Source organism: Maritimibacter dapengensis (assembly GCF_019218265.1).
Lineage (GTDB): Bacteria > Pseudomonadota > Alphaproteobacteria > Rhodobacterales > Rhodobacteraceae > Maritimibacter > Maritimibacter dapengensis.
Genome location: NZ_JAHUZE010000001.1, coordinates 895,237 through 916,656, shown reverse-complemented (window position 1 = coordinate 916,656; position 21,420 = coordinate 895,237). Strand labels below are relative to the sequence as shown.

Genomic DNA, 21,420 nt, shown 5'->3' with positions numbered 1-21,420 from the left:
CCGCATTGCAGCATCGCCTACCGTCGGCGGATAAACATAATCCGACAGGTCGGGGAGAGACACATGCCGGACTTCGAAAAGGTTCTCGTTGCCAACCGGGGCGAGATCGCGATCCGTATCCTTCGTGCGTGCAACGAGATGGGCAAGAAGACGGTCGCCGTCTATGCCGAGGAAGACAAGCTGGGCCTGCACCGGTTCAAGGCGGACGAAGCCTACAAGATCGGTGAAGGGCTTGGCCCCGTCGCCGCATATCTCTCCATCGAGGAAATCATCCGGGTCGCCAAGGCGTCCGGTGCCGATGCGATCCACCCCGGCTATGGCCTCTTGTCGGAAAACCCCGAATTCGTCGATGCCTGCGACGCCGCGGGCATCGTTTTCATCGGCCCCAAAGCCGAAACCATGCGCAAGCTCGGCGACAAGGCCAGCGCACGCAAGGTGGCGATCGAGGCGGGCGTGCCCGTCATCCCCGCGACTGAAGTGCTCGGCGACGACATGAAAGCCATCGCCAAGGAGGCCGAGGAAATCGGCTATCCCTTGATGCTGAAAGCGTCGTGGGGCGGCGGCGGACGCGGGATGCGTCCGATCGAAAGCGCCGATCAGCTCGAAGAAAAGGTCCGTGAAGGCAGACGCGAGGCCGAGGCCGCTTTCGGCAATGGCGAAGGCTATCTCGAAAAGATGATCACCCGCGCCCGCCACGTCGAGGTTCAGATCCTTGGCGACAGCCACGGCAACATCTACCACCTGTGGGAGCGTGACTGCTCAGTGCAGCGCCGCAACCAGAAGGTCGTCGAACGCGCGCCGGCCCCCTACCTCTCCGAAGCCCAGCGCGAGGAAATCTGCAACCTCGGGCGCAAGATCTGCGAGCACGTGAATTACGAATGCGCGGGCACCGTCGAGTTCCTGATGGATATGGAGACGGGCAAGTTCTACTTCATCGAGGTGAACCCCCGCGTGCAGGTCGAGCATACCGTGACCGAAGAGGTCACCGGCATCGACATCGTGCGGGCCCAGATCCTGATCGCCGAGGGCAAATCGCTGACCGAAGCGACGGGCGTGGCCAGCCAGTATGACGTGAAACTGAACGGTCATGCGCTTCAGACCCGGATCACCACCGAGGATCCGCAGAACAACTTCATCCCGGATTACGGCCGCCTGACCGCCTATCGCACCGCGACCGGGATGGGTATCCGTCTGGACGGCGGCACGGCCTATGCCGGATCGGTGATCACGCGCTATTACGACTCGCTCCTGGTCAAGGTCACGGCCCACGGTCAGACACCGGAACAGGCGATCAAACGGATGGACCGGGCGCTGCGCGAGTTCCGCATCCGGGGCGTCTCGACGAACATCGACTTCGTCATCAACCTGCTCAAGCACCCGGTCTTTCTGAACAACGAGTACACCACCAAGTTCATCGACACGACGCCGGAGCTCTTCGACTTCCAGAAGCGGCGCGACCGCGCGACGAAGATCCTCAACTACATCGCGGACATCACCGTGAACGGGCACCCGGAAACGCAAGGCCGGCCCGAACCGCGCGCCGATCTCAAGCCGCCGGTCATACCCGAGCTGCATCACGAAACACCGCCCGATGGCACACGAACCCTCCTCGACGAGAAGGGGCCGGAAGCGATTGCCAAATGGATGAAGGAGCAATCCCAGCTCCTCATGACCGACACCACGATGCGGGACGCGCACCAATCGCTTCTGGCGACCCGGATGCGCTCGCTCGACATGATCAAGATCGCACCGGCCTATGCCGCGAACTTGCCGCAGATGTTCAGCGTGGAATGCTGGGGCGGCGCGACCTTCGACGTGGCCTATCGGTTCTTGCAGGAATGCCCCTGGCAGCGCCTTCGCGACATCCGCAAGGCCATGCCCAATATCATGACCCAGATGTTGCTGCGTGCCTCGAACGGTGTCGGCTACACCAATTACCCGGACAACGTCGTGCAGGAATTCGTACGGCAGGCGGCCGAAACCGGCGTCGACGTGTTCCGCGTCTTCGACTCGCTCAACTGGGTCGAGAACATGCGCGTCGCGATGGATGCGGTCGGCGACAGCGGCAAGGTGATCGAAGGCACGATCTGCTACACCGGCAACGTGCTCGACCCGGAACGCTCCAAGTACGACGTGAAATACTACGTCGACATGGCGAAGAAACTCGAGAAGGCCGGCGCGCATGTTCTTGGGTTGAAGGACATGGCGGGGCTTTTGAAACCCGCGGGCGCACGGGTGCTGATCCCTGCACTGAAGGATGCCGTCGACCTCCCGATCCACTTTCACACCCACGACACAGCGGGCATTGCCGCAGGCACGATCCTTGCCGCCTCCGACAGCGGTGTGGACGCGGTCGATTGCGCCATGGACGCGCTGTCCGGAAACACCTCGCAGGCCACGCTGGGCACCGTCGTCGAAGCGCTCCAGTTCACCGACCGCGACACCGGGCTGGATATCGGCGCGATCCGCGAAATCTCAAACTACTGGGAGGCCGTGCGCGGCCAATATGCGGCTTTCGAATCCGGGCTTCAGGCTCCGGCGTCCGAGGTCTACCTGCACGAAATGCCGGGCGGCCAGTTCACCAACCTCAAGGCGCAGGCGCGTTCGCTCGGACTGGAAGAGAAGTGGCACGAAGTCGCGCAGGCCTATGCCGACGTAAACAAGATGTTCGGAGACATCGTGAAGGTCACGCCCTCCTCCAAAGTGGTGGGCGACATGGCGCTGATGATGGTGAGCCAGGGGCTGACCCGCGAAGAAGTGGAAGACCCCAAGACGGATGTGTCGTTCCCCGACAGCGTCATCGACATGATGAAGGGCAACCTCGGCCAGCCACCGGGCGGCTTCCCCAAGGGGATCGTGAAAAAGGTGCTCAAGGGCGACAAACCCGACACGGACCGCCCCGGCAAGCATCTCAAGCCCGTCGATCTCGAAGCGAAGCGGAAGGAGCTCGCCGACCAGTTCGAGGATTACGAGCCGGACAACGAAGACCTGAACGGCTACCTCATGTATCCCAAGGTGTTCACCGACTATGTCTCGCGGCACGAAATCTACGGCCCCGTGCGGACCCTGCCGACCCACACCTTCTTCTACGGCATGGAGCCGGGGGACGAGATCGAGGCCGAGATCGACCCGGGCAAGACGCTCGTGATCCGGATGCAGGCACAGGGCGAAACCAACGAGGAGGGCGAAGCCAAGATCTTCTTCGAATTGAACGGCCAGCCGCGCACGATCCGCGTGCCGGACCGTTCGTCTTCGGCAGCACAGGCCGCCCGACCCAAGGCCGAAGCCGGCAACGCCAACCACATCGGCGCGCCCATGCCCGGCGTCGTCGCGACGGTCGCGGCTCAGGCCGGAGCGAAGGTCAAACAAGGCGACCTGCTTCTGACCATCGAAGCGATGAAAATGGAAACCGGGATCCACGCGGAACGCGATGCGACCGTAAAGGCGGTCCACGTCACGCCGGGGGCACAGATCGACGCCAAAGACCTGCTGGTAGAGTTCGAGGAATAGAGCGCCACTGCGCAAGCAGCGTTGCGCGATTGGGACCGGACCGACACGCGCCTTTCCGTTGACCAAACGGCAGGGCGCGTTATCGTTTCAGCATGGAAGATACGTCCCAAACTCAGGCGCAGACCCAGCGTGCGGAACTTGTCGCGACCGCGATTACGCTGCTCGAATCCGAAGGCCACCAAGCCCTGACGCCGGAAAGACTCGCGTCACAGGCTGATCTGCCGCTAGATACCGTCACCGAGTTTTTTCAGACGTCATCCGATCTGCAAATGGCACTCACGGCGGAAGGGTATCGTCGCTTCGCAGCATCAATGGCGGCCGAAATGGCGTCAGCGCCGAACACAGCGCGCGCCAAGCTCCTTGCCGCCGGACAGGGTTACGCCAAGTTCGCCGCCGGTTCGCCAAGACTCTTCCGCCAGATTTTCTCGGCAGAGGCGAACGAACGCATAAACGGCGAAGTCCTCGAAGCGATGGGCGAGGCCTATGATATCCTGTCCTCAATCGCGCTGCCCTACGGCGTAAAAGACACCGGCGGGCGCAGGATCGCAGAGATGCGGATCTGGGCTCTCATGCACGGCTACGCGTCACTTGTCGTGGGCAAGAATGCCTTGTTTGCCGACACGTCCGATCTTGAGGCGCTTCTGGCCGGCATCCTGCCCGAATTCGATTCCGTCTGAACCGCTAGGCAAATTTTTCGCATGTCGCGCGTTTTTCCCCTTGAAGCCCCACGCCGGGTTTTATAAATCCCCCTTCACCAACCGGACGCGGGTGTAGCTCAGGGGTAGAGCATTACCTTGCCAAGGTAAGGGTCGTGAGTTCGAATCTCATCACCCGCTCCAGTTGGTCAAATCCCCCACCGTCATGACCCGGTTTCATGCAATCCGCACGCTCTGTGCGACGAGCGCAGCCTGCACCGCGTCGATGTTCACGGCATCCGGCTCGCGACTAGACTTCACCGCATAGGCGGCGGCGACGCCAGCGCCCTGCCCGCTCACGGCGCAACACGCCATGTTGCGCGTCGCGGCATGGGCAATGCGCGATCCGCCGATGGCCCGCCCCGCAACCAGAAGACCGCGCACGCCCTTTGGCAGCATCGCGCGATACGGGATCTGCATGTAACGCCCCGTGGTCGGCAGGATCAGGACACCGTAGCCGTCGATGAATTCCGGGTAGATCCCGATGCTGTCCTCGAAACGCCCCTCATCACGGACGTCCCGGTCGGTCATGTCATAGACAGCGTCGATCTTGCGCGTATCGCGGATCCCGATGGACATACCGAAGTTCCGCAACCGCACGCCCTCGCACCCCGGCGTGTAGCGCTTGAGCGCCTCGATCGCGAGCATCGCCTGCACCCGGCCCTCGATCTCGAACCGGGTCATGCTGTCGGGGTCGGTCCCGTCACATCCCGCGAGATGGACGAGGTTCATATAGGTCATCTCACCATGGTCATGCACCGCACCCCATGTGCCGCCGATGGTCGACAGGTCCGGCGGGATAAGCCCGTCCTTGATCGCCTGTTCGAAAGGCTTGCGCAGGAAGGGCGAGAACATCGCATCTTCCTTGCCCGACGTCTCGACCTCCCACTCGCCCGAGGACCAGTCCTTGTAAGTCTGAGGATCAGCCTTGACGCCCGCCATGAACGCTGCCTTGTCGACACCTGCGACATGGAACATGACACTTGCCGCCTGCATCTCTTCCACCGGTGTCTTGCGCGTCGGAGCGCCCGCGCGATGGGCCACGTCCGCATCGCCGGTCGCGTCGATCACGACCTTGGCAAGGATCGCCTCGCGCCCGGCTTTTGATTCCACGATCACGCCCGCGACCCTGTCTCCGTCCATGATCGGCGCGACGAACTGCCGATGCAGCATCGGGTGAATACCCGCCTCTTCCACCAACCGGTCCGCGACGAGCTTGAACCCCTCGCTATCGAGCTCGTAGGACAACGACTGGCTCTCCGGTACCGCCGCGCCCATCGCCTTGGCGCGTTCCTCGAATTCCCAGCCGATGCCGCCGGCCTCGACCGTTGCCTCATGGCGATACCAGGCAAACCCCTCGACACCGACGACCGTGATATTGCCTCCGAAACAGCCGAACCGCTCCAGAAGCGTCACCTCGACACCCTCACGAGCGGCCGCGAGCGCGGCTGCCAGTCCACCCGGCCCCGACCCGACGACGAGCACGTCCGTGCGATGGATCACGGGGGTTTCGCGGGCCGGCTCATGGATCGAAACGGTCATGACATATCCCTTCTGTTCGTCTGCGTTCCGCCCTGCCTAATCCAACTCCACAGGGATTGCGACGTGCCTGCGCAAGACGCACTCCGTCAAGTGATTGAACTATACTGTCCAAAAGACGGAATCTGTGGAACAAGCGGGCCGTTCAAAGCTTGGAAAGGAGTGACGAACCAAACGAAACATATGCACCCTGAGAGGCCACGCTTTCTGCTCACCGCGGAAGAAGCCTATCCGGAATTCGAGCGGCTCGTCCTCGATGCGCGCGAAGAAGTCGTGATTTCGATGCGCATATTCGACCCGCGGACGCACTTGAAAAGCCACGCGGGCCGCGAAATCGGGACGACATGGTCCGATCTCATCACGCACAAGATGAACGAAGGCGTGCGGTTCTTCATCCTCATCACCGATTTCGACCCGGTGGCACGACCTGATCTGCACAAGTACTCCTGGGATTGCCTGCTCGAGGTGCGCACCGCCGCTGCCGCGTCGGATCACCCTGACCGGATGGAAGCGCAGGTTCACATGCATCCGGCTCGCGTGTCCTGGGGTCACCGCGTCATGTTCTATCCACTGACCCGTTCCAAGCTTCGTGATGCCTGCGATGAACTGAATGTCCTGCCCGAGGCGGAATGCGCCGAAGCCCTGGCCGAAATGCCTGCCCTCAGACCACTCGTCACGGGTCGACCACCGCATTACCGGCCGCGCGTCTGGCCGCCTGCGCCCCTCGTGCCGGCGACCCACCACCAGAAGATGGCGGTCATCGACGAAACATGGGTCTATCTCGGCGGGCTCGATCTCAACCCCCGGCGCTATGACGACAAGGCACATATCCGCGATCCGGAAAAGACCTGGCACGACGTGCAGGTGATCGTCGGTGGCGAGATCGCGAAAGAAGCGCGCCGCCATATCCTCGACCTCACCGCCACGTCCGCGGGCGAAGCCGAGCCTGCGACGACCAGGCATCTTCTGCGCACCCTTTCCGCGGACCCGGGCCCCGGGAACCGCGCCCTCGCACCTCGCGAGGTCTTGCGCGAAATCGAAGACACCCATCTGCGAATGATCAAATCCGCAGAACAATACATCTACATCGAGACCCAGTTCCTGCGCTCCACCTCGATCACGCAGGCCCTGACCGAAGCTGCAAAACGGGCGCCCGAGTTGCAACTGATGGTCCTGTTGCCTGCCGCCCCCGAAGACGTGGCGTTCGACCAGAGCGAGGACATGGACGCCCGCTTCGGCGAGCAACTGCAAAGCGAAGCCATCGACGCCCTGCGCGACGCGTTCGGTGATCGCGTATTCTTCGGCGCACCCGCGCAACCGCGCACCGCGATCACACCGCATCGCGACACGCACTACCGCGCGCCGATCATCTACATCCACGCCAAGGTGATGATCGTGGACGGTAAGGAAGTGATCGTGTCCTCCGCCAACCTCAACGGACGGTCCCTGAGGTGGGACACGGAAACCGCCGCTGCGTTCGCAGACCCCGAAGATGCCGACCGGCTGTTCAAGCGCTGTCTCAGCCACTGGTTCGTCGGTCGACCGGTGAAAGACGCGACGAAGGCCTCGACCTGGCATGAACTCGCGCAGGAAAACCGGGATCTGAAACCCGAGGAACGCCCGCATTTCATTCTGCCCTACGACCCGGAACCGGCACGAGAGATGGGCGTGCCCGTTCCCGGTATGCCCGAAGAAATGGTCTGATCCGCGCGGCTCTAAGCAGCGTTTTCTTCACCTGAACGAACCGCCCGGGCCAAAAGATCGCCATAATTGCCGGCGATTTTCGCACCTGATGTGAAACCAGCCAGGGTGCGACGATGTCCGCGGTTCTCAAGGCCAGCCTGATTTACATGTTCGGCGCACTCGCGGTGACCGCGCTCCTCAGCGCCGACATGATTGGATCCGTCCAGACACTTCTGGGCGCCGCAATGGCCTTTTCCTACAAGATGGCGGATTTCCTGGCGCATATCTGGCCAGTCATCCCGTTGGCCCTTTTCCTTCTCGGGCCCAAGCGGCTTCTGTCCCGCCTCGTTCCGGTCCTCAGCGTCACCGGGGCCGTGCTGTTCCTGCAAATCGGCTTTCTGTTCGCGAAAAGCGCGATACCCCAACTTATTCCGTTCTATGCCGACCCCATGCTGGCCGATTTCGACAGGCTGCTTCTGGTCGGACACGACGCATGGCAGCTCGCCCATGCGATGACGCCCGAGGCGCTGACATCCATCTTCACCACCGCCTACATGCCGCTCTGGCTGCTCGTCGCCACCGTCTTTCCCATCGTGGTCGTTTCGACTGACCCTGATGAAACCCGGATGATGCGCTATGTGTGGTTGTTCTTCGCGTCATGGTTCGTGGTTGGGAACGTCGCGGCGACGCTCGGCTCGTCGGTCGGACCGATCTACTACGACCGGCTTCTGGGCACCGCACGATACGAAGACCTCCACGCAGCCCTGGCTCAATCGGGTTTCGCCGACAGTGCCATCGGCCAGATCCAGACGCGCCTGTGGAATGCGAGTGTAAACGCCGGCGGTGTCCATATATCCGGCATCTCCGCATTTCCGTCGGTGCATGTCGCCGTGGCCACCATTCTCGCGCTTTACCTCGCAGAACGTTTCCGCTTTGGGGCACCTGTCGGATACGCCTTCCTGGCCTTGATTGGCCTGATCTCGGTCTATTCCGGCTACCATTACCTCTCGGACTCGCTCGTCTCGGTCGTCATGATCGTGGCGATGAACCACCTCCTGAAGCGGCGCGAGGGACGTTCCGAGGTCTTCACGGAAACCGACGTCGAGTGCCCCGGCAGCGCAACGCCTGCGGAATGATAAATCCGGTCTCATCTATCCAAGGCGAGGATTCGGCATTGCCGCGTCCAGAATTTGAACTAAAGGCCGGAAAACCGCCTAAAGAATAGGCACTGCCCTACGGGCTTCCCGAATATCGCGCCGGCAGATTGCGCCGAATGAACCCAGCGGTGAATTTTCTGTCACCTCGCGCCAGAGGGACGGGACACGTCGGGACGGCTGGGGGGGATGTGACGGCCAAACGAGTTCGCAATCAATCCGGCCGCCACAGGAATGCAACGACAAAGTTGCGGGAGACATCCTGCCGTGGCTTGCCCGTCTGGGCAAGGCGGGCGACGTCTTGCCGCACGCTCAGGAGAGAGACATGAATTTCATTAAAACCGCGCTTACCGGAACCGTGGCTGCTGCTGCCCTCGGCTCCGCAGCCTTTGCCCAGGACTGCCCGATCAAGGTCGGCGTGCTGCACTCGCTGTCCGGGACCATGGCAATTTCCGAAACCACGCTGAAAGACACGATGGAAATGCTCGTGGCCAAGCAAAACGAAGCCGGCGGCGTGCTCGGCTGCGATCTGGAAGCCGTGGTCGTGGACCCTGCGTCCGACTGGCCGCTGTTCGCGGAAAAAGCCCGTGAGCTTCTGACGGTGCACGAAGTCGACGTGATTTTTGGCAACTGGACGAGCGTTTCGCGTAAATCCGTGCTGCCGGTCATCGAAGAACTCAACGGTCTTCTGTTCTACCCGGTGCAGTACGAAGGCGAGGAATCGTCCAAGAACGTGTTCTACACCGGCGCCGCCCCGAACCAGCAGGCGATCCCGGCCACCGACTACTTCCTCGAAGAACTCGGCGTCGAAAAATTCGCCCTGCTCGGCACCGACTACGTCTATCCGCGCACCACGAACAACATCCTGGAAAGCTATCTTCAGGACAAAGGCATCGCCGAAGAAGACATCTTCGTGAACTACACCCCGTTCGGTCACTCCGACTGGTCCAAGATCGTCGCTGACGTCGTGGCCCTCGGCGCGGACGGCAAGAAGGTCGGCGTGATCTCGACCATCAATGGCGACGCCAACGTGGGCTTCTACAAGGAACTCGCGGCCGCCGGCATCTCAGCCGAAGACATCCCTGTGGTGGCCTTCTCGGTCGGTGAAGAAGAACTGTCCGGCCTCGACACCTCGAACCTCGTCGGCCACCTTGCCGCGTGGAACTACTTCATGTCCGCCGACACCGCCGAGAACGAGACCTTCATCGCCGACTGGCACGAATTCATCGGCTCCGAAGACCGCGTGACGAACGACCCGATGGAAGCCCACTACATCGGCTTCAACATGTGGGTGAACGCGGCGGAAGCCGCCGGTTCGACCGACGTCGATGCCGTGCGCATGGCGATGTACGGGCAGGAATTCCCGAACCTCACCGGCGGCACGGCCGTGATGAACGTGAACCACCACCTCTCCAAACCGGTCCTGATCGGCGAGATTCTCGAGGATGGCCAGTTCGACATCATCAGCCAGACCGAAGAAGTGCCGGGCGACGCCTGGACCGACTATCTGCCTGAATCGGCGGTGCTGAAGTCGGATTGGAAAGATCTCGAGTGCGGCATGTACAACACCGAGACCGAGACCTGCGTCCAGCTCAAATCCAACTACTGATACGACCACGTGGGCGACGGCGTATGTTCGTCGCCCACTTTTCCTTCGGGATTGGGGACTTACGTGAAACGCGCGCTCATTATCGCCTTGGCAACCTTATGCCTGGGCACTCAGCTTCTCGCCCAGGACACCGCCGATCCGGCACCTGACACCGACCTCGGCCCCATGCAGCAGGTGCTGCAGGAAAACGCCGAACTGATCGTCGAAAGCTCTCGCCGGACCATCGGCCCCGCGATCGACGCGGTGGCGAATTCGGAGCTTGAGGCCGCGTCCTTCGTTCTCGAAACATGGGCTGCGCGCGAGATGTATCAACGCACTTCCGACGGGCTGTTCTTCGCCGCCGAAGAGACCGGCGACGACATCTTCACCCTGACCGATTTCGACAGCGGGGACGTTGTTGGCGAGTCCCCCGACGACGATCTCGAACAGATCAAGCCGAATTCCGGTATCCGCGGACTGATCGGCACGGCACTCGTCAGTTTCCAGTTAAACGACCCGGACCCCGAGAAACGCGAAGACGCGATTTCGTCGCTCGAGCGTCGCGCGAACGCCGATCTGCTCGCCCCTCTCCGCGCGTCCATCGAGCCGGAAACCGACCCCGCGCTCAGGGCGCGCAAGATCCGCACGGAACGGCTCCTGACCATCGCCTACGATCCGGACGAGGCCGCTCGCATCGCGGCGATCGAAGAGATGTCCGGCGATCTCGGCGTCGACGTCCGCGCCACGCTGAACCCGCTCGTTGCCACAACGATCCGGGCCTACCCCGACGGCGTGCCGGACGACGTGAACGTCGCCTACACGCTCCGCCCCGGCTCGGACGAGCTGCCCCGTATGGACGCCTACGCGATGACGGATGGTCCCGCGATCGTCTCGCCCGACGATATACGCGCGGCGCTTCAGGCGAATATCGACGGCGGCAGCGTCGGCGGTATTCCCGTTGCGCAATTGTCCGACCCGGCCCGACGCGAGGCCGCCTATGCGGCCCTCGCAGAAGCGGGCACCGTGCCGCCCCGACCGACCGAGGCAGATATCGACGCCGCGCTCGACGCCACGACCTTCGCCGCGATCTATGCCGAACCCTCCGCAGCCGTGACCGCAGCCGCCGAAGACGCGCTGTCAGCCATCGACACCAATGTCGGCTTCAACCAGATGCTCGACCTCGGCCTCGACGCGCTCAGCCTCGCCTCGATCTATTTCCTCGCGGCCATCGGGCTCGCCATCACCTTCGGTGTGATGGGGGTCATCAACATGGCGCATGGCGAATTCATCATGATGGGTGCCTATACCGGCTATGTCGTGCAACAGGTGATCCCCAACCACACGACGTCCATCATCGTCGCGATCCCCCTCGCCTTCGCCGTGACCTTCGCGGCTGGTGTGGCACTGGAACGACTGGTGATCCGCTGGCTCTACAACCGCCCTCTGGAAACGCTGCTCGCCACCTTCGGCATTTCCATCGCCCTGCAACAGCTCGCCAAGAACATCTTCGGCACGCAGGCACGCCCCCTGACCTCACCCGACTGGCTCGGCGGGGCCGTGGTGCTGAACGACGTCGTGTCGATCTCGACCGTCCGCATCGCGATCTTCGTCCTCGCGCTCATCTTCCTCGGCGTGTTCCTGTTCATCATGAAGCGCACGCGCCTTGGGCTGGAAACACGCGCGGTGACGCAGAACCCCGGCATGGCAGGCGCAATGGGTATCAATCCGGGCCGGGTGAACATGCTCACCTTCGGGCTGGGTTCGGGCATCGCCGGTATCGCGGGCGTGGCCATCGGGCTTTATGCGCAGGTCACGTCGGAGATCGGTCAGGCCTATATCGTGCAGAGCTTCATGACCGTTGTCGTGGGCGGGGTCGGAAACATCTGGGGCACGCTGCTTGGCGCCGGGCTGATCGGCACGCTTCACAAGGGGATCGAGTGGTTCAACCCGTCTAACACGCTGGCGGCGCAGACCTACATGATCATCTTCATCATCATCTTCATCCAGTTCCGCCCCCGAGGGATTATCGCCCTCAAGGGCCGCGCGGCGGGAGACTGAGCCATGCGAACGAACCGCTCTTCAAGCACGTGGCGCTTTCATCACTCCGATCAGACGAAGACATCCCGACGGGGTGGACGAGGTCAGTGGGAGGTCCGTCATGCAGCGTAGCTTCCTGATGAAAAACCCCTCGATCATGGTCTTCCTCGCCGTGCTCGCGCTCTTCACCATCGTTGTGACCATCGGCTCCGAAGCGTTCGGCGCAGGGTTCGTCTCAACCTCCTTCGTGAAGACCCTCGGCAAGACACTCTGCCTCGCCCTCGTCGCGGTCGCGATGGACCTCGTTTGGGGCTATGCGGGCATCCTGTCGCTCGGCCATTTCGCGTTCTTCGGGCTGGGCGGTTACATGATCGGCATGTGGCTCATGTATGAGCGCACCAAGGAAATCGTTGCGGCCTCGATGGCCGAAGCGCCCATTCCGCCGACGCCTCAGGAAATCGTGGACGGGATTGGAACGCAGATTTTCGGGGTCGTCGGATCGGCGGAATTTCCCGTGATCTGGGCCTTCGCCGATAGCCTGTTCCTGCAACTCGTGCTCGTCGTCGCGGTCCCCGGCCTGCTCGCCCTCATCTTCGGCTGGCTCGCATTTCGCTCTAGGGTGACAGGGGTTTACCTGTCGATCCTCACGCAAGCCATGACGCTCGCACTCTCGCTCTACCTCTTCCAGAACGACTCGGGCCTGCGCGGCAACAACGGCCTGTCCGGGCTTCAGAACCTCCCCGGCCTCGATGACATAAGTCAGGATTTCGTTTCCATGTGGTTCTTCTGGGGATCCGCCCTCGCGCTCGCGCTCGGCTACGTCTTTGCCGCATGGATCGTGTCGGGCAAGTTCGGAAGCGTCCTGCGTGGTATTCGCGACAACGAAGCACGCGTGCGGTTCCTCGGCTACTCGGTCGAGGGCTACAAGCTGTTCCTCTTCACCGTCACCGCCATGATCGCTGGCGTCGCGGGCGCGCTCTATTACCCGCAGGCGGGCATCATCAACCCGGCCGAAATAGCCCCCATCGCGTCGATTTACCTCGCCGTCTGGGTCGCCATCGGCGGGCGTGGCCGGCTTTATGGCGCCGTCATCGGTGCGGTCTTCGTGAGCCTCGTCTCGACCTTCTTCACGGGCGGACAAGCACCAGACATCGACCTTGGCTTCTACCGCATCCAGTGGGTGGACTGGTGGACCATCCTTCTCGGCCTCTCCTTCGTCCTCGTCACCCTTTTCGCGCCGCAGGGTATGGGCGGGCTGTTCGACCTGATCACGGGCCGTCGCCACCCGGAGCGCCACGGCGCGGACCTCGGCCCCGACAAAGGGTCGCTTCAGGAAGAGGAGGCCGAACGATGAGCCAACTTCTGGAGGTCAATGGCATCTCCGTCACCTTCGACGGCTTCCGCGCGATCAACAACCTGAGCTTCAACATCGGCCCTGCTGAACTGCGCGCCATCATCGGACCGAACGGGGCGGGCAAGACGACATTCATGGATATCGTGACCGGCAAGACGAAACCGGACGAAGGCAAGGTGCTCTGGGGTGACATGTCCCGCAACCTCGTCGGCATGAACGAAGCCCGCATCGCACAGGAAGGGATCGGGCGCAAATTTCAAAAACCCACCGTGTTTGAGGATCAGAGCGTCGAGGAAAACCTCCTCATGGCGCTCAGGAACGCGCGCGGCGCGTTCTCGGTGCTGTTCTGGCGCCCGACCGATGCCGACATGACCCGTGTGCGCGAATTGGCCGCCGAGATCGGGCTCGCGAACGAGCTCTCGCGCAAGTCCGGCGAACTCAGCCACGGACAAAAGCAATGGCTCGAAATCGGCATGTTGCTCGCACAGGAACCCAAGCTCCTTCTGGTCGACGAGCCGGCCGCCGGCATGACACCCGAGGAACGCGAACACACCACCGACATCCTCGTCGAAGCCGCGAAGACCCGCGCCGTCGTCGTGGTCGAACACGACATGGAATTCGTCCGCCGGCTGAACTGCAAAGTGACCGTGCTCCACGAAGGCTCGGTGCTCGCCGAAGGCTCCCTCGACCACGTCACCGCAAACCAGCAGGTGATCGACGTATACCTGGGGCGCTGACGTGACGCCCAACCTGCCCTTTCCGCCACGAGGCAAGACCCGATGCTGAAAACCCGCGATCTGACGCTGCATTACGGCCATTCCCGCATTCTCAACGGCATCGACCTTCAAGCGTCGACAGGCGAAATCACCTGCGTCATGGGCATGAACGGTGTCGGAAAAACCTCGCTCATCCGGGCGATCTGCGGTCGCCATCCCCGTTCGGGCGGCGAGGTGGAACTCGACGGCGAGACGCTCGGCGTCCTTCCGGCCCACGCGCTCGCGCAAAAAGGCATGGCGCTCGTCCCGCAAGGCCGCGAGATTTTTCCGCTCCTGACCGTGCGCGAGAATATGGAAACCGCCTTCGCCTGCTTGTCCAAGGGCGAGCACGAAGTGCCCGAGGCGATGTTCGAACTTTTCCCGGTGCTGAAAGAGATGCAGAACCGACGTGGCGGCGACCTTTCGGGCGGACAGCAACAACAACTCGCCATCGCCCGCGCGCTGATTACCCGGCCCAAGCTCCTGCTCCTCGATGAGCCGACCGAGGGCATCCAGCCGAACATCATCCAGCAGATCGGCGAAGTCATCAAAATGCTCCGCGACGAAGGCAAGATGGCCATCGTGCTCGTCGAACAATACTTCGATTTCGCCTACACGCTCGCCGACCGGTTCTTCGTCATGCGACGCGGCGAGGTCACCATGTCTGGCACCAAAGACGACCTGTCGCGCGAGGTGCTTCTGGAAAGCGTTTCCGTCTGACCGGGGCCACCCGATTTCGCGCATTATCTCGGAAGGGGAAAATGGTGGGCGACCCTGGAATCGAACCAGGCATGGGTCTCCCCGGCGGAGTTACAGTCCGCTGCCGCACCTTGCAGCTCGTCGCCCGCGCACGAAGGCAAACCCTCGTTGCGTGGGGGGCTGATTACTAGCGGCACGGGAACCCGTCAAGCCGAAAATCCCTTGCGATTTCGCCGCCCCGCAGCGATTGTGCGCGCCTATCCGCAATGAGGGCGCAGACCGTGTCGAAGAAACCGAAATGGGTCGTGGAAAAAGAACAGGCCAAGCGCAAGGCCGCCGCCGAAACACTTTGGTTGTTCGGCCTCCACGCGGTGCGCGATGCCCTGATGAACCCGGCCCGCGAGAAGCTTCGGCTCGTGGTGACAAAGAACGCCGCCGACAAGCTCTCCGAAGCCATCGCCGCGGCGGGCGTGGAGCCCGAGATCGCCGATCCGCGCAAGTTTCCCGTCCCCCTCGACCCCGGCTCCGTGCACCAAGGCGCAGCACTCGAAGTGAAGCCGCTCGACTGGGGCCCGCTTGAAGAGGTTTGCCTCGGCGACGGTGACACCCCGCCGCTCGTCGTGCTGCTCGACCGGGTGACCGACCCCCACAATGTAGGCGCCATCCTGAGATCTGCAGAAGTCTTCGGCGCCCGAGCCGTCATCGGCACGAAGCACCATTCCGCGCCGGAAACCGGGGCACTGGCAAAAACCGCATCGGGTGCCCTCGAACGCCAACCCTACCTGCGTGTCACCAATCTCGCCGATGCCATGATCCGGCTGAAGGACATGGGCTTCAGCGTTCTGGGGTTGGCGGGCGAGGCCGAACAGACTCTGGAAGACGCCCTCGCCCCGCTCTCAGGACACGCGGTCGCGCTGGTGCTCGGTGCCGAAGGTCCCGGTCTGCGGCAAAAGACACGTGATACCTGCGATGGCCTTGTGAAAATCCCCTTCGCGGCCGATTTCGGCTCTCTCAACGTATCCAACGCCGCTGCGGTGTCGCTCTACGCTGCACGGCGCTAAGCCAGTTTCCGCCGACATCTCCGCTCGCGTCACAGATTCTTTACTCCCTCTTTAAAGACTCCGAGTGCAACATATTTCTATGGCGAGACCGGGTGGTGGAACGCCCGCAATCTCACTTCACTGTCCCTCGTTCCACGAACTGCGCCCGGGTCCCCTTCCGGGCGCTTTTTTTTGAAGCAACCACTGGCCCCTGAGCCAAAACGCCGCCTTTCCAAGCCCTCCCAATGCGCTAAGGTCCTCACATGGCACCTGAATATAACGACAGCTACATCTCGGACATTCTCACGCGCACCAAGGTGATCGCGCTTGTGGGCTACTCCGCCAAGCCCGAACGCCCCAGTCACCGCGTCGCCCATTTCCTTGCGTCAAAAGGCTACAGGGTGATTCCCGTGAACCCCGGTCTTGCGGGACAAGAGGCACTTGGCGAAACCGTCGTCGCCTCCCTCTCGGAAATCCCAGCCGATGTGAAGGTAGACATGGTCGACATCTTTCGCCGTTCGGAAGACGTGGGACCAGTGGTGGACGAAGCGCTCGCCGCCCTGCCCGACCTGAAAACGATCTGGATGCAACTCGGGATCGAGAACGCAGAAGCTGCCGCGAAAGCCGAAGCGAAAGGCGTGGACGTGGTGATGAACCGCTGCCCCGCCATCGAAATCCCGCGCCTCGCGGCCTGATGCGCCTCGCGCCCGGCGATCTGTTCGTCACCACGCGAAAGAAACCGACCGACGCCGAGGACGCCGACGCTCGCGCTTTCGCCACACGCCACGGCCTGCCTTTCACCGAACGACTGGGACGCTCTATCGCGCATCATCTGCGCGAGATGGGTCGCTCTGCGGCGCTGGTGCTGCGGACCGATGCAATCCACCTCGTGACCGCCGAAGCCCGGCTCGGGTTCCACCCGAACATGGCCGCCCGCCGAATTGCAGGGCGCGGTTCGCAAGGCGACCATTACCTTGCCGTTGCCGGGATCTGCCCCGGCGATCATGTGCTGGACTGCACATGCGGGATGGGCGCAGACGCAATCAGCGCCTCCCACGCGGTCGGCGAAACGGGCCGCGTCGTCGCACTGGAAGCTGCGCCGATCCTGGCCGACATCGTCGCGCGAGGGATGAGACAATACGCGCACGGCACCGACGAATTGCGAGCGGCGATGCGCCGGGTCGAGATCATCGCAACCCCTGCGGCCCCCTATCTCGCCGCCCTGCCCGACAATGCCTTCGACGTGGTCGCTTTCGATCCTATGTTCGCCTGGCCGCAGAAAGGCGCGCATGGCCTCGACCTCGTCCGCGCCTTCGCGGTCGACGATGTGCCGGACCCAGCGCTTCTCGACGAAGCCCGCCGCGTCGCCCGTCGTGCGGTCGTCATGGCCGACGGCGCACCCGGCCCTCGGCTCGAAAGCCTGAACATACCGATCGTGTCGCGCGACAGACGGCGCTGGTGGGGAAAACTCGACGCGGGCTAGCGCGAGGCTTTCTCGGCAATCCCGGACGTGCCTTCGCGCCGCTCCAGTTCAGCCAGCACATCCGCGAACGAGACCTCACGCGCCGCAAGCATGACCAGCATGTGATAAAACACATCCGCCGCCTCGGCCGTCAGCTTTTCCCGGTCGCCCTTCACAGCCTCGATGATCGCCTCGATGGCTTCCTCCCCGAATTTCTCGGCGCATTTTTCCGGTCCCTTGGACAGAAGCGCGGCGGTCCAGCTGTCGCGCGGGTTCACGCCCCGGCGTTTCTCGATGGTCTCGGCAAGTCGGTCCAGCGCGTTCATTCCAGCCTCATGGGGATGCCCGCGTCGGCCATGTGCTCCTTGGCCTCGCGGATGGTGTAGTCACCGAAGTGAAAGATCGAAGCGGCAAGCACGGCAGACGCCCCGCCCTCGGTCACGCCCTCGACAAGGTGGTCGAGCGTCCCGACCCCACCGGAGGCAATCACCGGCACGTCCACGGCATCGGAAATGGCGCGGGTCAGCGGCAGGTTGAAGCCCGCCCGCGTTCCGTCCCGGTCCATCGAGGTCAGCAAGATCTCTCCCGCCCCCTTGGCAACGACCGTGCGGGCGAATTCCACCGCGTCGATGCCCGTGGGCTTGCGGCCCCCGTGGGTGAAAATCTCCCACCCGCCGCCTGCGACGGTCTTGGCGTCGATGGCGCAAACGATGCATTGCGACCCGAAGCGTTCGGCGGCTTGCGCGATCACGTCAGGGTTCGCCACGGCTGCCGAGTTGAAGCTCACCTTGTCCGCCCCCGCCAGAAGCAGCGCGCGCACGTCTTCATGGGTCCGCACCCCGCCGCCAACCGTCAGCGGCATGAAGCATTGCTCGGCGGTCCGCTGCACCAGATCGAACATCGTCCCCCGGTTTTCATGTGTCGCATGGATGTCGAGAAAACAAAGCTCGTCCGCCCCCGCCGCGTCATAGGCTTTCGCGGCCTCGACAGGGTCCCCGGCATCCCGCAGATCGACGAAGTTCACGCCTTTGACCACGCGGCCATCGGCCACGTCGAGGCAGGGGATGATACGGGTCTTGAGCATGGTCACTCCGCTGGCGTCTGATCGGTGAAATAGACGGTTTACCCCGGCATTGCCAGTGGCCCCTTGAAAGCGCCACGCGTCCGGGCGAGGTTCCGGGCAGAAAGGAATACTCATGCCTGAATTTGCACGCTACCCCTCGCTCGCGGGCCGGGCCGTCGTCGTCACCGGCGGGGCGACCGGGATTGGGGAAGAGATCGTCCGCGCCTTCGCCGAACAAGACGCAGCCGTCGGTTTCATCGACCGTGACGCAGACGCTGGACACGCCCCTGCGGATGACGTGGGCGCGCATTTCGCTCTTGCCGACCTCACCGACATTTCCGCCCTGCGCGCGGCCATCGCGTCCTGCGAGGCAGCCAACGGCGCCGCCCGTGTCCTTGTCAACAACGCGGCGCGCGACGACCGGCACGATTGGCGCGACGTTTCGCCGGACTACTGGGACGAACGGATACAGACGAACCTGCGCCACGCGTTTTTCGCGATCCAGGCGGTCGCACCGGGCATGGCCGAGGCCGGCGGGGGAAGCATCGTGAACATGGGATCGAATTCCTGGCATGAAAGCGTGGGCAATTTCCCCGCCTACGCGACCGCCAAGGCCGGGATCGAGGGGCTCACCCGCACAATGGCCCGTGACCTGGGTCCAGACCGCATCCGCGTGAACACCGTCGTTCCCGGATGGATCATGACGGAACGGCAGAAAAACCTCTGGCTCACGCCCGAAGGCGAGGCCCGCCACAAGGCGGCTCAGTGTATTCCTGAAATGATCGACCCGGTCTGGGTGGCGCGGATGGTCCTGTTCCTCGCGTCCGACGACAGCGCAATGTGCACGGCCGGGGCCTACAACGTCACCGCAGGGTCCATGTAACGTCAATCTGCGTCGGGGTCATGCAGATCTGTCTGTATCCACTCGGTGCTCAGATGAATGTCGATGGTTCTGAGCACCCCCGGCCCCTCGTTCTTGAACTTGTGCGGCGTGTTGGCAGGCGCCATCGCCACATCACCGGTCTCCGCAACAAAGACCTCCTCGCCCACGGTGAACCGCGCCCGGCCTTCCTGGATGATGAACACCTCGTCATAGGGGTGTACATGCAGGACCGGCCCTGCGCCGACGTCCTCGAACCGTGGAAACAGAACGAACATCTCGCTGCCCAGCGCGTCGGACGAGATGCTGCCTTTCCATGGCCCCTCACGATGCGCGCCGTCCGCAGCCCGGATCAGGACCGGCTTTCGCGGCGGCACGCGGCTGGCTTTGGTGGTCACTGGGCTGCCCTCTTTGGTCGACGGATCATGTCGATCAGGAAAACCACGATCAGCACGACGGTCAAGATGCCGCCAAGCGGTATCGTGACAAGCATGAGCCAGCCGGAGATGAACAAGGCCCCCAACGTGCCGCCCCAATCGGTCCCATTGACGACGCAAGGGTGATATCCCGACTCATCGAGCCGGCAGCCATGCGCCTCGGCGAACCAGCTCGACCATGCCACCGCCCCCATCGGCGCGGCGCAAATGAGAATTGCGAGGATCAGTCCCGGATAGACGAACCATCGCCACACAGCCTTATCCCTTGAGCACCTTCAGCGCCTCACCGAGGTCGATCGCCCCGTCATAAAGCGCCCGCCCCGAAATCGCACCGTTCAGATCGGCACCGCAGGACTTGAGCGCCCGCAGATCGTCAAGCGACGACACGCCCCCCGACGCGATAACCGGGATCGACACGGCATTGGCCAACGCCGCCGTCGCCTCGACGTTCGGTCCCTGCATCGCCCCGTCGCGATTGATGTCGGTATAGATGATCGCAGCAACACCTGCGTCCTCGAAGCTCCGCGCAAGGTCCGTGACCTCGACATCGGTCTCCTCGGCCCAGCCCTTGGTCGCGACCATGCCGTTGCGCGCGTCGATCCCGACCGCGACCTTGCCGGGATGCGCCTTCGCCGCTTCGCGCACGAGATCGGGGTTCTCGACCGCGACCGTGCCCAGGATCACGCGCGAGAGACCCTTTTCGATCCAGGCGTCGATTGTCACCATGTCGCGAATTCCGCCACCCAGTTGCGCGGGCACGTCGATGGCCGCCAAGATCGCCTCGACCGCCGCCGCATTGACGGGTTCACCCGCGAAGGCTCCGTTCAGATCGACAAGGTGGATCCATTCGCAGCCAGCATCCTGAAACGCCTTCGCCTGCGCGGCCGGATCGTCGTTGAACACGGTCGCCGCCTCCATCTCGCCGCGCAGCAATCGCACGCATTGGCCGTCTTTCAGGTCGATCGCGGGGTATAGGATCATTTTCTGCTCCGATTTTGGCTCTGCGCGCGGTTTAGTCCGCAATTTCCGGCGCGACAAGGCAACTGGAACATTGCCCAAACATCATCCGTTCGTAATCTAAGAGAGGATTTGAAACGTAGTTCGTGAAAAGTGGGATAGGACCTGATGAAAAGACTTATGCTCGTAACCGCACTTACCCTCGCCGGCACACCGGCGCTTGCAGAAACCCAACTTACCGGCACATGGCAAACCGCGACATACAGCGGCGATTATGCCCACGTGCGCTTCGGCCCCTGCCAAGGCAAGATCTGCGGCGTGGTCACGAAGACGTTCGGGCCTGACGGCGAAATCCAGGGCGGTTCGCTCGGCAAGACCATCGTCGTCAACATGGAACCCGCCGGTGGCGGCAGCTACGAAGGCGGGCGCATCCGCCGCCCCGATACCGGTCAATCCGCACCGCTGAAACTTCAGGTGCAAGGCGCCTCCATGCAGGTCTCTGCCTGCATCGGTCCGCTTTGCCGAAACGAGACCTGGCAAAAGGTGCAGTGACGCCGCCGTTAATGC

20 protein-coding genes and 2 tRNA genes are annotated in these 21,420 nt (G+C 62.9%); 15 read left to right on the top strand and 7 right to left on the bottom strand.

All coding sequences use genetic code 11. The features are described from left to right. Positions 1-63: 63 nt before the first annotated feature. From KJP28_RS04590 to KJP28_RS04580, 3 genes are all read left to right on the top strand, one after another. Complete coding sequence (locus KJP28_RS04590; RefSeq protein WP_218391037.1) at positions 64-3,510, top strand: pyruvate carboxylase; 3,447 nt, start codon at positions 64-66, stop codon at positions 3,508-3,510. Between the two features lie 92 nt (positions 3,511-3,602). Then, positions 3,603-4,187, top strand: coding sequence for a TetR/AcrR family transcriptional regulator (locus tag KJP28_RS04585; protein ID WP_218391036.1), 585 nt, complete (start codon positions 3,603-3,605; stop codon positions 4,185-4,187). A gap of 87 nt (positions 4,188-4,274) precedes the next feature. Further along, positions 4,275-4,349 (top strand) — tRNA-Gly (locus tag KJP28_RS04580). Between the two features lie 33 nt (positions 4,350-4,382). On the opposite strand, the gene KJP28_RS04575 is transcribed toward KJP28_RS04580, so the two are convergent. Then, positions 4,383-5,747, bottom strand: a complete 1,365-nt coding sequence (locus KJP28_RS04575; protein ID WP_218391035.1) for an FAD-dependent oxidoreductase — start codon at positions 5,745-5,747, stop codon at positions 4,383-4,385. Between the two features lie 180 nt (positions 5,748-5,927). Here KJP28_RS04575 and KJP28_RS04570 point away from each other — a divergent pair, with 180 nt between their 5' ends. The 7 genes from KJP28_RS04570 to urtE all read left to right on the top strand — a co-directional run bounded on the left by KJP28_RS04570 (position 5,928) and on the right by urtE (position 15,035). Continuing rightward, the gene (locus KJP28_RS04570; protein WP_218391034.1) at positions 5,928-7,448 is read left to right on the top strand and encodes a phospholipase D-like domain-containing protein; all 1,521 of its coding nucleotides are present in this window, start codon (positions 5,928-5,930) and stop codon (positions 7,446-7,448) included. A 113-nt stretch (positions 7,449-7,561) separates the two neighbouring features. Continuing rightward, positions 7,562-8,563 carry a phosphatase PAP2 family protein gene (locus tag KJP28_RS04565; RefSeq protein ID WP_218391033.1) on the top strand — a complete coding sequence of 334 codons (1,002 nt, stop codon included), beginning with the start codon at positions 7,562-7,564 and terminating at the stop codon, positions 8,561-8,563. 343 nt (positions 8,564-8,906) lie between these two features. Beyond that, positions 8,907-10,190, top strand: coding sequence for an urea ABC transporter substrate-binding protein (urtA, locus tag KJP28_RS04560; protein ID WP_218391032.1), 1,284 nt, complete (start codon positions 8,907-8,909; stop codon positions 10,188-10,190). Between the two features lie 63 nt (positions 10,191-10,253). After that, positions 10,254-12,227, top strand: coding sequence for an urea ABC transporter permease subunit UrtB (urtB, locus tag KJP28_RS04555; protein WP_418887911.1), 1,974 nt, complete (start codon positions 10,254-10,256; stop codon positions 12,225-12,227). A gap of 100 nt (positions 12,228-12,327) precedes the next feature. Further along, positions 12,328-13,560, top strand: a complete 1,233-nt coding sequence (gene urtC, locus KJP28_RS04550; protein ID WP_218391031.1) for an urea ABC transporter permease subunit UrtC — start codon at positions 12,328-12,330, stop codon at positions 13,558-13,560. After that, positions 13,557-14,297: an urea ABC transporter ATP-binding protein UrtD gene (urtD, locus tag KJP28_RS04545; RefSeq protein WP_218391030.1), complete on the top strand. Its 741-nt coding sequence runs from the start codon at positions 13,557-13,559 to the stop codon at positions 14,295-14,297. The genes urtC and urtD overlap by 4 nt, the downstream gene beginning before the upstream one ends. 42 nt (positions 14,298-14,339) lie before the next feature. Next, the gene (gene urtE, locus KJP28_RS04540) at positions 14,340-15,035 is read left to right on the top strand and encodes an urea ABC transporter ATP-binding subunit UrtE (RefSeq protein ID WP_218391029.1); all 696 of its coding nucleotides are present in this window, start codon (positions 14,340-14,342) and stop codon (positions 15,033-15,035) included. 42 nt (positions 15,036-15,077) lie between these two features. Here the strand turns inward: urtE and KJP28_RS04535 are convergent. Then, positions 15,078-15,161, bottom strand: a tRNA-Tyr gene (locus KJP28_RS04535). A 119-nt stretch (positions 15,162-15,280) separates the two neighbouring features. Between KJP28_RS04535 and rlmB the strand changes: the two genes are divergently transcribed. From rlmB to KJP28_RS04520, 3 genes are all read left to right on the top strand, one after another. Further along, positions 15,281-16,075 (top strand): 23S rRNA (guanosine(2251)-2'-O)-methyltransferase RlmB, encoded by a 795-nt coding sequence (rlmB, locus tag KJP28_RS04530; RefSeq protein WP_218391028.1) that lies wholly within the window; start codon positions 15,281-15,283, stop codon positions 16,073-16,075. A 242-nt stretch (positions 16,076-16,317) separates the two neighbouring features. Next, the gene (locus tag KJP28_RS04525) at positions 16,318-16,749 is read left to right on the top strand and encodes a CoA-binding protein (protein WP_218391027.1); all 432 of its coding nucleotides are present in this window, start codon (positions 16,318-16,320) and stop codon (positions 16,747-16,749) included. Next, positions 16,749-17,537 (top strand): class I SAM-dependent methyltransferase, encoded by a 789-nt coding sequence (locus KJP28_RS04520; protein ID WP_218391026.1) that lies wholly within the window; start codon positions 16,749-16,751, stop codon positions 17,535-17,537. The genes KJP28_RS04525 and KJP28_RS04520 overlap by 1 nt, the downstream gene beginning before the upstream one ends. On the opposite strand, the gene KJP28_RS04515 is transcribed toward KJP28_RS04520, so the two are convergent. Beyond that, complete coding sequence (locus KJP28_RS04515) at positions 17,534-17,842, bottom strand: phosphoribosyl-ATP diphosphatase (protein ID WP_218391025.1); 309 nt, start codon at positions 17,840-17,842, stop codon at positions 17,534-17,536. The two genes, KJP28_RS04520 and KJP28_RS04515, sit on opposite strands and share 4 nt — an antisense overlap. Further along, entirely contained in the window at positions 17,839-18,600 is a 762-nt protein-coding gene (gene hisF / locus KJP28_RS04510; protein ID WP_218391024.1) for an imidazole glycerol phosphate synthase subunit HisF, read from the bottom strand. The genes KJP28_RS04515 and hisF overlap by 4 nt, the downstream gene beginning before the upstream one ends. A 112-nt stretch (positions 18,601-18,712) precedes the next feature. Here hisF and KJP28_RS04505 point away from each other — a divergent pair, with 112 nt between their 5' ends. Continuing rightward, complete coding sequence (locus tag KJP28_RS04505; RefSeq protein WP_218391023.1) at positions 18,713-19,462, top strand: SDR family NAD(P)-dependent oxidoreductase; 750 nt, start codon at positions 18,713-18,715, stop codon at positions 19,460-19,462. 2 nt (positions 19,463-19,464) lie between these two features. On the opposite strand, the gene KJP28_RS04500 is transcribed toward KJP28_RS04505, so the two are convergent. From KJP28_RS04500 to hisA, 3 genes are read right to left on the bottom strand one after another with little or no spacing between them, the layout of a single operon-like run. Beyond that, positions 19,465-19,857 carry a cupin domain-containing protein gene (locus KJP28_RS04500; protein WP_218391022.1) on the bottom strand — a complete coding sequence of 131 codons (393 nt, stop codon included), beginning with the start codon at positions 19,855-19,857 and terminating at the stop codon, positions 19,465-19,467. Next, entirely contained in the window at positions 19,854-20,150 is a 297-nt protein-coding gene (locus KJP28_RS04495) for a hypothetical protein (RefSeq protein ID WP_218391021.1), read from the bottom strand. Before KJP28_RS04495 ends, KJP28_RS04500 begins: the two co-directional genes overlap by 4 nt. A 4-nt stretch (positions 20,151-20,154) precedes the next feature. Then, on the bottom strand, positions 20,155-20,877 hold the full coding sequence (gene hisA / locus KJP28_RS04490; protein ID WP_218391020.1) for a 1-(5-phosphoribosyl)-5-[(5-phosphoribosylamino)methylideneamino]imidazole-4-carboxamide isomerase: 723 nt from the start codon (positions 20,875-20,877) through the stop codon (positions 20,155-20,157). A gap of 144 nt (positions 20,878-21,021) precedes the next feature. Here hisA and KJP28_RS04485 point away from each other — a divergent pair, with 144 nt between their 5' ends. Beyond that, positions 21,022-21,405 carry a DUF2147 domain-containing protein gene (locus tag KJP28_RS04485; RefSeq protein ID WP_218391019.1) on the top strand — a complete coding sequence of 128 codons (384 nt, stop codon included), beginning with the start codon at positions 21,022-21,024 and terminating at the stop codon, positions 21,403-21,405. The last annotated feature ends 15 nt before the right edge of the window (positions 21,406-21,420 follow it).

Coding starts and splice junctions, on each gene's coding strand:
- KJP28_RS04590 (WP_218391037.1), top strand. CDS start 64: ATGCCGGACTTCGAAAAGGTTCTCGTTGCCAACCGGGGCGAGATCGCG.
- urtE (WP_218391029.1), top strand. CDS start 14,340: ATGCTGAAAACCCGCGATCTGACGCTGCATTACGGCCATTCCCGCATT.
- KJP28_RS04525 (WP_218391027.1), top strand. CDS start 16,318: ATGGCACCTGAATATAACGACAGCTACATCTCGGACATTCTCACGCGC.
- KJP28_RS04585 (WP_218391036.1), top strand. CDS start 3,603: ATGGAAGATACGTCCCAAACTCAGGCGCAGACCCAGCGTGCGGAACTT.
- rlmB (WP_218391028.1), top strand. CDS start 15,281: ATGAGGGCGCAGACCGTGTCGAAGAAACCGAAATGGGTCGTGGAAAAA.
- KJP28_RS04515 (WP_218391025.1), bottom strand. CDS start 17,842: ATGAACGCGCTGGACCGACTTGCCGAGACCATCGAGAAACGCCGGGGC.
- urtD (WP_218391030.1), top strand. CDS start 13,557: ATGAGCCAACTTCTGGAGGTCAATGGCATCTCCGTCACCTTCGACGGC.
- urtA (WP_218391032.1), top strand. CDS start 8,907: ATGAATTTCATTAAAACCGCGCTTACCGGAACCGTGGCTGCTGCTGCC.
- urtC (WP_218391031.1), top strand. CDS start 12,328: ATGCAGCGTAGCTTCCTGATGAAAAACCCCTCGATCATGGTCTTCCTC.
- KJP28_RS04520 (WP_218391026.1), top strand. CDS start 16,749: ATGCGCCTCGCGCCCGGCGATCTGTTCGTCACCACGCGAAAGAAACCG.
- hisA (WP_218391020.1), bottom strand. CDS start 20,877: ATGATCCTATACCCCGCGATCGACCTGAAAGACGGCCAATGCGTGCGA.
- hisF (WP_218391024.1), bottom strand. CDS start 18,600: ATGCTCAAGACCCGTATCATCCCCTGCCTCGACGTGGCCGATGGCCGC.
- KJP28_RS04575 (WP_218391035.1), bottom strand. CDS start 5,747: ATGACCGTTTCGATCCATGAGCCGGCCCGCGAAACCCCCGTGATCCAT.
- KJP28_RS04485 (WP_218391019.1), top strand. CDS start 21,022: ATGAAAAGACTTATGCTCGTAACCGCACTTACCCTCGCCGGCACACCG.
- KJP28_RS04565 (WP_218391033.1), top strand. CDS start 7,562: ATGTCCGCGGTTCTCAAGGCCAGCCTGATTTACATGTTCGGCGCACTC.
- KJP28_RS04505 (WP_218391023.1), top strand. CDS start 18,713: ATGCCTGAATTTGCACGCTACCCCTCGCTCGCGGGCCGGGCCGTCGTC.
- KJP28_RS04570 (WP_218391034.1), top strand. CDS start 5,928: ATGCACCCTGAGAGGCCACGCTTTCTGCTCACCGCGGAAGAAGCCTAT.